Raw genomic sequence first — 291 nt, forward strand, 5'->3', positions numbered from 1 at the left:
TGGCGAGTGGCGAACGGGTGAGTAATACATCGGAACATGTCCTGTAGTGGGGGATAGCCCGGCGAAAGCCGGATTAATACCGCATACGATCCATGGATGAAAGCGGGGGACCTTCGGGCCTCGCGCTATAGGGTTGGCCGATGGCTGATTAGCTAGTTGGTGGGGTAAAGGCCTACCAAGGCGACTTTGGACAATGGGCGAAAGCCTGATCCAGCAATGCCGCGTGTGTGAAGAAGGCCTTCGGGTTGTAAAGCACTTTTGTCCGGAAAGAAATCCTTGGCTCTAATACAG

Annotated in this window: 1 other annotated feature (only partly in view). The window is 54.3% G+C overall.

Annotated features, from left to right (window positions below):
• Positions 1 to 291, forward strand: a sequence feature (most likely nonfunctional fraction of RNA operon) (it extends past both window edges: 149 nt to the left, 1,807 nt to the right).

This window comes from Burkholderia semiarida (genome assembly GCF_029268935.1).
In the GTDB taxonomy this organism is placed as follows: domain Bacteria; phylum Pseudomonadota; class Gammaproteobacteria; order Burkholderiales; family Burkholderiaceae; genus Burkholderia; species Burkholderia semiarida.